The 6724-nt window shown below is 45.5% G+C and carries 4 protein-coding genes; 2 read left to right on the top strand and 2 right to left on the bottom strand.

Annotated features, from left to right (window positions below; genetic code table 11):
• The coding region (gene trxA / locus B3763_RS00110; protein ID WP_286742331.1) for a thioredoxin at positions 1–254 on the top strand (254 nt) is incomplete at its 5' end.
• 177 nt (positions 255–431) lie between these two features.
• Here the strand turns inward: trxA and B3763_RS00105 are convergent.
• Positions 432–2990 carry a M14 family zinc carboxypeptidase gene (locus B3763_RS00105; RefSeq protein ID WP_286742328.1) on the bottom strand — a complete coding sequence of 853 codons (2559 nt, stop codon included), beginning with the start codon at positions 2988–2990 and terminating at the stop codon, positions 432–434.
• A 56-nt stretch (positions 2991–3046) separates the two neighbouring features.
• Positions 3047–3982 (bottom strand): carbon-nitrogen hydrolase family protein, encoded by a 936-nt coding sequence (locus B3763_RS00100; RefSeq protein ID WP_286742326.1) that lies wholly within the window; start codon positions 3980–3982, stop codon positions 3047–3049.
• Between the two features lie 356 nt (positions 3983–4338).
• On the opposite strand from B3763_RS00100, the gene B3763_RS00095 reads away from it, so the two are divergent.
• Positions 4339–6724: amidohydrolase (locus B3763_RS00095; RefSeq protein ID WP_286742325.1), on the top strand; the 2386-nt coding region annotated here is incomplete at its 3' end.

Below are 6724 nucleotides of genomic sequence, written 5' to 3'. Positions count from 1 at the left end.
GGGCAGAATGGTGTGGTCCATGCCGAATGGTGGGACCAGTAGTAGAGGAAATTGCAGGAGAGTATGCCGATAAAGCTGTTGTAGCTAAACTCGATGTAGATGCTAACCAGGAACTTTCTATCAAATACGGAATTAGATCTATTCCCGCTCTTTTATTCTTTAAAAACGGCCAGGTAGTTGACAACGTGATTGGAGCCGTTCCAAAAAGCGTATTGACCGGTAAATTAGAAGCCCAAATAGGCACTGAAGTATAAACTTACCGATACCGGATTGAATACAGAGTTTAAATAAACTAAATATAAAGAGGCTGTCTCAAAAGCTCTAAAACTCGTCATTCTGAACTTGTCTACCGAAAGGCAGCAAGTTTCGGGTAACGCTCGCCAAGCTTATGAGACAGCCTCTTTTTGCATTATCAGTAATAAACTGTTTTGCTAAGGCCTACTTACTAAATTGCCAAGAAATATGGCGTTGAGGAACAGTTTATTTGTGCCATACCACATTCCCCGGAAATTGGGATTATCTACAAAAAGAATAACATTACCTCTGCCTATACCATTCACCAGAAGAGAAGCTGTCCCTCCTAGTTTTTCAAGATTAGTTTTATGCACATAGCCACTTAAGAGAGGGTTTTCTGTATACCTCACCACGGTGCTAAAGGGGTTGGCACTTGGAGCCATAAAAATACTATGGTTTCTATATACCGGGAGCTCTCTGCTGGTGTATCCGAAAGCTAAAGGATGGGTAATATCTACATCGGCCATATACATTGAACCGCCAATAGCATTTGAACCTCTAAAATCTCTGGCAGTGGCATAATCCATTCGTTCGGGTGTTTCTCTCTTTGGGCCTTCTGCAAATTTTTCGTTTACCAAACCGGAGGCCACTGCCCAACTGGTGGCACTTCTCAACGTAATGAGCGTCCCCCCTTCTCTTACCCATTGCTTTATCCGATTTATAGTGTTTTCACCCAGCGAAGAGTAGTTGCCTGAAACCAGTACCAACGTGTTGTATTGGCTCCAATCAATACGTCCAACATTATCTTTCCATACCTTTGTAATGGGTAAGCCCACCTTGGAGTCCAACAAATGCCACACCTCTCCGGCTTCATAACTACTTGTTCCCGGCCCAATGAGCATAAGAACCTGGGGCTTTTGAATAGTTTCGAAACTTCCACTGCCTAAATCAATACCGGATGCACTGTAACCGGAAGATACCGCATAGGCCTTAACGCCCGCAATTTCAGTGGCCTCCTCTATGTAGGCGTGCACCAGATTGCTATTGGCTTCCTGTCTTGCTACAGGAATCATGAGTGTACCGTATCCAAATTCGCGTACACCTTCATGCGTTTCAATGCTGAACGGTTTAAAGGCAGAGTTCACATATAGCCCTTTGTCTAAAAGGTAGTTTAGCGCCTTAGGAGCATAATATTCGTTCCACTCTATGAGGTATGCATATTCCGCCCTGGGCACACTGGCATATTCTCCCTGCAAATCGCTTCGTTTTAAAACCGCTCCCCTCAGTTCATTTCTTCCATTATACTGTTCATAAGGCATATTGTACGCCAAGGCGGCTGTCCAGGCCGAAGCATCGTAAAAAATGCTATCGTAAAAAGTAGTTACCTTTTCAAACATGGTCCTTACCATTCTATACTGCCCTTGAGCATTGGGTACATAATATGCCTTCCTCTTCTTGAATGTTTTATCACCTAGCGAAATATCTTCGTTCAAGGCAATGGTTTTGATTTTATGCCTCAACAAAAGATCTACAAAAGCCTGGTTTCGTCCGTCATCATAAGGGTCTCCAAAAACCCAGCCTCCACCGGCTTGTTCTCCCTCTTTTTGAGCAGAGTCAAAGTAGTTTTCCATATGAGCCAAAAGCGTAGCTTTTTCTGCCACGGAAGCACGAACCGTAGCCAAACTTGAGGTAAGGTGATTTTTAATAGTAAAAGCAAAAGCCACTTTACCCATGCGTGAGTCTTGCAAGTGCCCTCGAGAACTGGCTTGTTCAAAAACCAAACCAAGAGCGCCATGTATATCGGGGTAAGTAGACCCATAACCAGGGTAGCTATTATCGTACTGCTCTTTGGTGAAATACAAAGAGCCTATCTCGTCAAGAGCCTCATGAAAATACCCAGCAAAAAGGTTGTTCAGCCCGTCATAATTATCTCTTGGTACTACAGGGTTTTCCGAACCGAAAGGTTTTGTTGGCTCAAAGAAGTAAGTAGAGTTGGTGCCCATTTCATGAAAGTCGGTTACCACATTGGGGTACCATTTATGATAAAAATCTATGCGTGCCTGACTCTCTACATGAGCCAAAGGAAGCCAGTCTCTATTTAAGTCGTACCAGTAGTGGTTGGTGCGGCCTCCGGGCCAAGCTTCATTATGTTCAGCATCTACAGGATCAGAAACCAGGGGGTTGCCCTGATAGGCATTGGCCCAGGTGCTGTGCCTGTCTCTGCCATCAGGGTTAAAAGCCGGGTCAATTAAGAGAACAGCTTCGTCCAGAGCTTGCCGTACCTCGGCATGCAATCCGGCCACATAGTAATAGGCCGTAAGCAAGGCGGCCTCTGAGCTACTCGGCTCATTGCCATGTACGTTGTAACCCAACATTACAATAGATTTCTGATCCGAAAAATCAGTAATGGTTTTGGTAGGATCAACCAGTTCAAGGTGCTTTCTTCTAATATTTTCTAAATTATTGAGGTTGGCAGAACTGCTCACTGTAAGTACCACGAGCTGCCTATGCTCATAGGTCTCACCTATGGTATCCAATCGAGCCCGGGGTGATCTTCTGGCCAGTTCACGCAGGTAGCCTACAATGGCATCGTGCCTTGTGTGCAAAGTACCAATAGGATATCCAAGGTACTCTTCAGGAGTCGGAATACTCTTGTCGAACCTGGCATTTGGGGGAAAGAAATAATCACTTTGTGCCTTGGCCGAAAAGCCTAAACCAAAAAGTAAAACAACAATAAAGAAACCTCTGTATTTCATAGCATTTGGTTGTGAATAGGTAAGAATGGTGAGAACTAACCGAAAACAGTCGTTTATCACTCGTCAACTTTGATTGTTTCGGGTTGATTTCTGACGCTTAAGTTAAACAAATCGGGTCGATGATAATGGCCAATTGGGTCAAAGTCTAGTTTTGCTTCTGTAACTCGGCCTAAATTAATTTCAGCGGTTAGTATTCCTTCTTTGTCCCATAGTGGCCCGGCTATCAATTCACCTAAAGGCCCCACAATCACCGAACCTCCCCGGCATAAACTATCGGGTTGTCTTTTCATTTCATCAGTAGCCTGTAAGTCTTCAGGGTAATTGCTTTTGATGACATATTGATTGCCCGCTAAAACATAACACCGGCCTTCCAACGCAATGTGCCGCATGGTATGTTGCCAACTGTCTCGAGCATCGGCCGTAGGAGCCAAGTAGAGCTGAACTCCTTTTTGATACATGGCCATTCGAGCCAAAGGCATATAGTTTTCCCAACATATTAAGCCACCTATTTTACCCAGCGGAGTGTCTAAGGTCGTCAGTGTAGAGCCATCGTCCTCACCCCATATTACACGTTCCTGCCCGGTAGGCTTAATTTTACGGTGTTTACCCAAGAATTTTCCGGCAGGCGAAAAATAGAACATGCTACAATAGAGAGTTCCCGAAGTAGTGTCTTTTTCATTTACCCCAATTGCCAGATAAGCCCGAGCTTCTTTGGCAATTCTAGCCAATCGCTGACAAGCCGGGTCACCTTCCGCAACGGAAGAGTTCCAGTATCTTTGCCAAAGCTCTCGCCCTTCAGGTGTTCTACTCCCCACTACAGTGCCAAAACTCAAACCTCTTGGATAGGCCGAAACAAATGCTTCAGGAAACAAAATTAAACGTGCCCCTTGCCTGGCACAGTCGTTCGCCCATTCTGCCACCTTATGTAATGTGGCCTCCAAATCGAAAATGACCGGAGACGCCTGAACTATAGCCACCTTATACGCCTTCATGGAGGTCAAATTATCGAATATTGATCTGTTTTTGATCAAAAGCTGAGAAAATGAAAAGCAAAACAGATTTACTTAGTCAGATCACATGACAGTAGACAGACAACTTGAGCCGCAGGCTTTGCCTTCAGAATGCCTTATCAGCTCCATTGGTGAAAACACAAATGGTAGAAAAATATCGACACATACACCAAGCGACTGAAGTAAGTAGCCCTAAGCCAAAGAACCCTTTGCAAAAGAGGCTCTCCACTATTCAGAAGTTGTGCCGCACTCTCTGGCTATTGTTCTACCTCTTATAAAAACTAATTGGTGGCTTTAATGCATTAGCGGTACTTTCCTGATTCAACAAGTCTTTAACTATGAGAATATTTCGTAACCTGACCTTATCGTTACTGGTTTTGGGACTATCCATCGCAGTCTATGCCCAAGATACCGAAGGCGATACTACTCAAACCGAAAAGAAGAAAAAAAACAAGAACCTGCCTCTCGAGCCCGGCAGAAGCTTTGAATTTGACCTGAATGAAGGCTCATGGATGGCCCTTGACGTGAGCCCTGATGGCCAAACTATTGTGTTCGATTTTCTGGGAGACTTATATACCTTACCCATAGCCGGTGGTACAGCGAGCCAGTTGACCAGCGGCATGCAGTTTGACACTCAGCCGCGTTTCAGCCCCGATGGCAAGAAAATTATTTATATCTCTGATGAGTCAGGTGGAGAAAATGTATGGACCATTGAACTCGATTCAAAAAATAAGCAACAAATCACCAAAGGCAATCATAATAGCTATCAGTCTCCTGAATGGACACCGGACGGCAAATACATGATTGCCTCAAAACAATCGAGGGGTGCACACAAAATTTGGCTATATCATGTCGATGGAGGGTCGGGTACTGCCTTGGTAGACGAACCCAATAGCCTCCGTATGATTGAAGGTGCTTTTAGCGCTGACCCTCGCTATGTATGGTTTTCGCAGCGCCAGGGCACTTCGACCTACAACGCTCCCATGCCGCAGTATCAGATTGGACGATATGACCGGAAAACCGGAGAGATGATTACTGAAACTTCTCGATACGGATCGGCTTTTAGACCAACTCCCAGTGCCGATGGCCAGTGGTTGGTATATGCCACAAGGCATGATGACCAGACAGGCCTCATTCTTCGCAAAATTGCAACGGGAGAAGAAGAATGGCTGGCCTACCCCATTCAGCACGATGATCAGGAATCGCGAGCCACTGGCGATGTCTTGCCGGGGTTTTCCTGGACGCCAGACCAACAACACATTGTGATTTCGTATGGTGGAAAAATCTGGAAGATCAACATACTGAATAAAACAGCCCGTGAAATCCCTTTCAGAGTTCAATCGAGTATTGACATTGGACCGCTGGTTGAATTCGACTACCCTATCTCTGACGAGCCGGAGTTTACGGTAACACAAATACGCGACATAGCTCCATCACCCGATGGCAAAACGTTGGCCTTCACAGCACTGAATGAGGTTTATTTAATGGATTTACCAAATGGAACTCCCAGAAAGCTCGTTGAATTGAATGAAACTCAAGCGGAGCCGGCCTGGTCTCCCAATGGTGAATGGATTGCTTTTGTTACCTGGCAACCGGATGGGGGCAAAATCTACAAAGTGAGGCCCAATGGTAGAAATCTCACTCAACTCAATAAAGAAGATGGGGTGTTTCAGAACCCGGTTTGGAACAATGACGGAACCCGCATTGTAGCTATAAAAGGACAATCGGGAGATTTTAGAAATGCCTTGCAACGCACAGCCTTTAGAGGCACGAGCGACCTAATATGGGTAGATGCCAACGGTTCGGCCAATAACTTTATTGCTTATACCAATGGTCGGGAAAATCCCCACTTCGTTAAAAACTCCAACCGTATATATTTATCGGGCTTTAGAGGGCTATCGTCCATTCGCTGGGATGGTACCGATGAACAGTTCCATGTGCGCATAACGGGAAAATCGCCTGCCGGTGGCGGTGGCGGAGCCAGAGCATCGTGGATTAAAATGGCACCTGAAGGAGATCAGGCCCTGGCCGCTGTGGTAAACGACTTGTTTGTGGTTACTGTACCGCAAGTTGGCAGCGAAGCTCCTACTATTTCGGTGGCTAACCCCAAAAATGCTGCTTTCCCGGCAAAACAGTTGACCGATATTGGAGGTCAGTTTCCGGCCTGGTCGTGGGATGCTCAAAAAGTACATTGGGCTATTGGAAATGCTCATGTAACCTGGGATTTCGAGGCTGAAACGGCTTTTAATGAATCGGCAAGCAGCACCAAAGGAGAAGAGCAAGAAGATAAGAAAGAAGCTGCCAAAGAGTATGAACCCACGGAGCATCGGGTAATAGTCAAGGCCCAAAGAGACATTCCTGAGGGCTCATTATTACTCAGAAATGCCCGTGTTATTACCATGAATGGTGACCAAGTTCTCGAAAACACCGATATTCTAATTGAGAACAATCGCATTAAGCAAGTCGGTAAAAACATTCAAGCCAACCGAAAAACAAAAGTGATGGACATGTCCGGCAAAACAATTGTTCCGGGCTTTGTAGACACTCATTCTCATTTCAGACACCCGGTCAACATTCACAGAGGTGAGTTCTGGCCCTATCTGGCCAACTTATCATTTGGAGTAACCACCACCAGAGACCCTCAAACGGCCACCACCGATGTTCTCACTTATGGCGATCTAGTGGTTGCGGGTAAGCTCATTGGGCCTAGAATCTATTCAACGG

The sequence above is a fragment of the Roseivirga sp. UBA1976 genome, assembly GCF_002336325.1.
Classification (GTDB): domain Bacteria; phylum Bacteroidota; class Bacteroidia; order Cytophagales; family Cyclobacteriaceae; genus Roseivirga; species Roseivirga thermotolerans.
The sequence above is the reverse complement of the archived record's forward strand: the minus strand, read 5'-3'. Positions and strand labels throughout refer to the sequence as shown.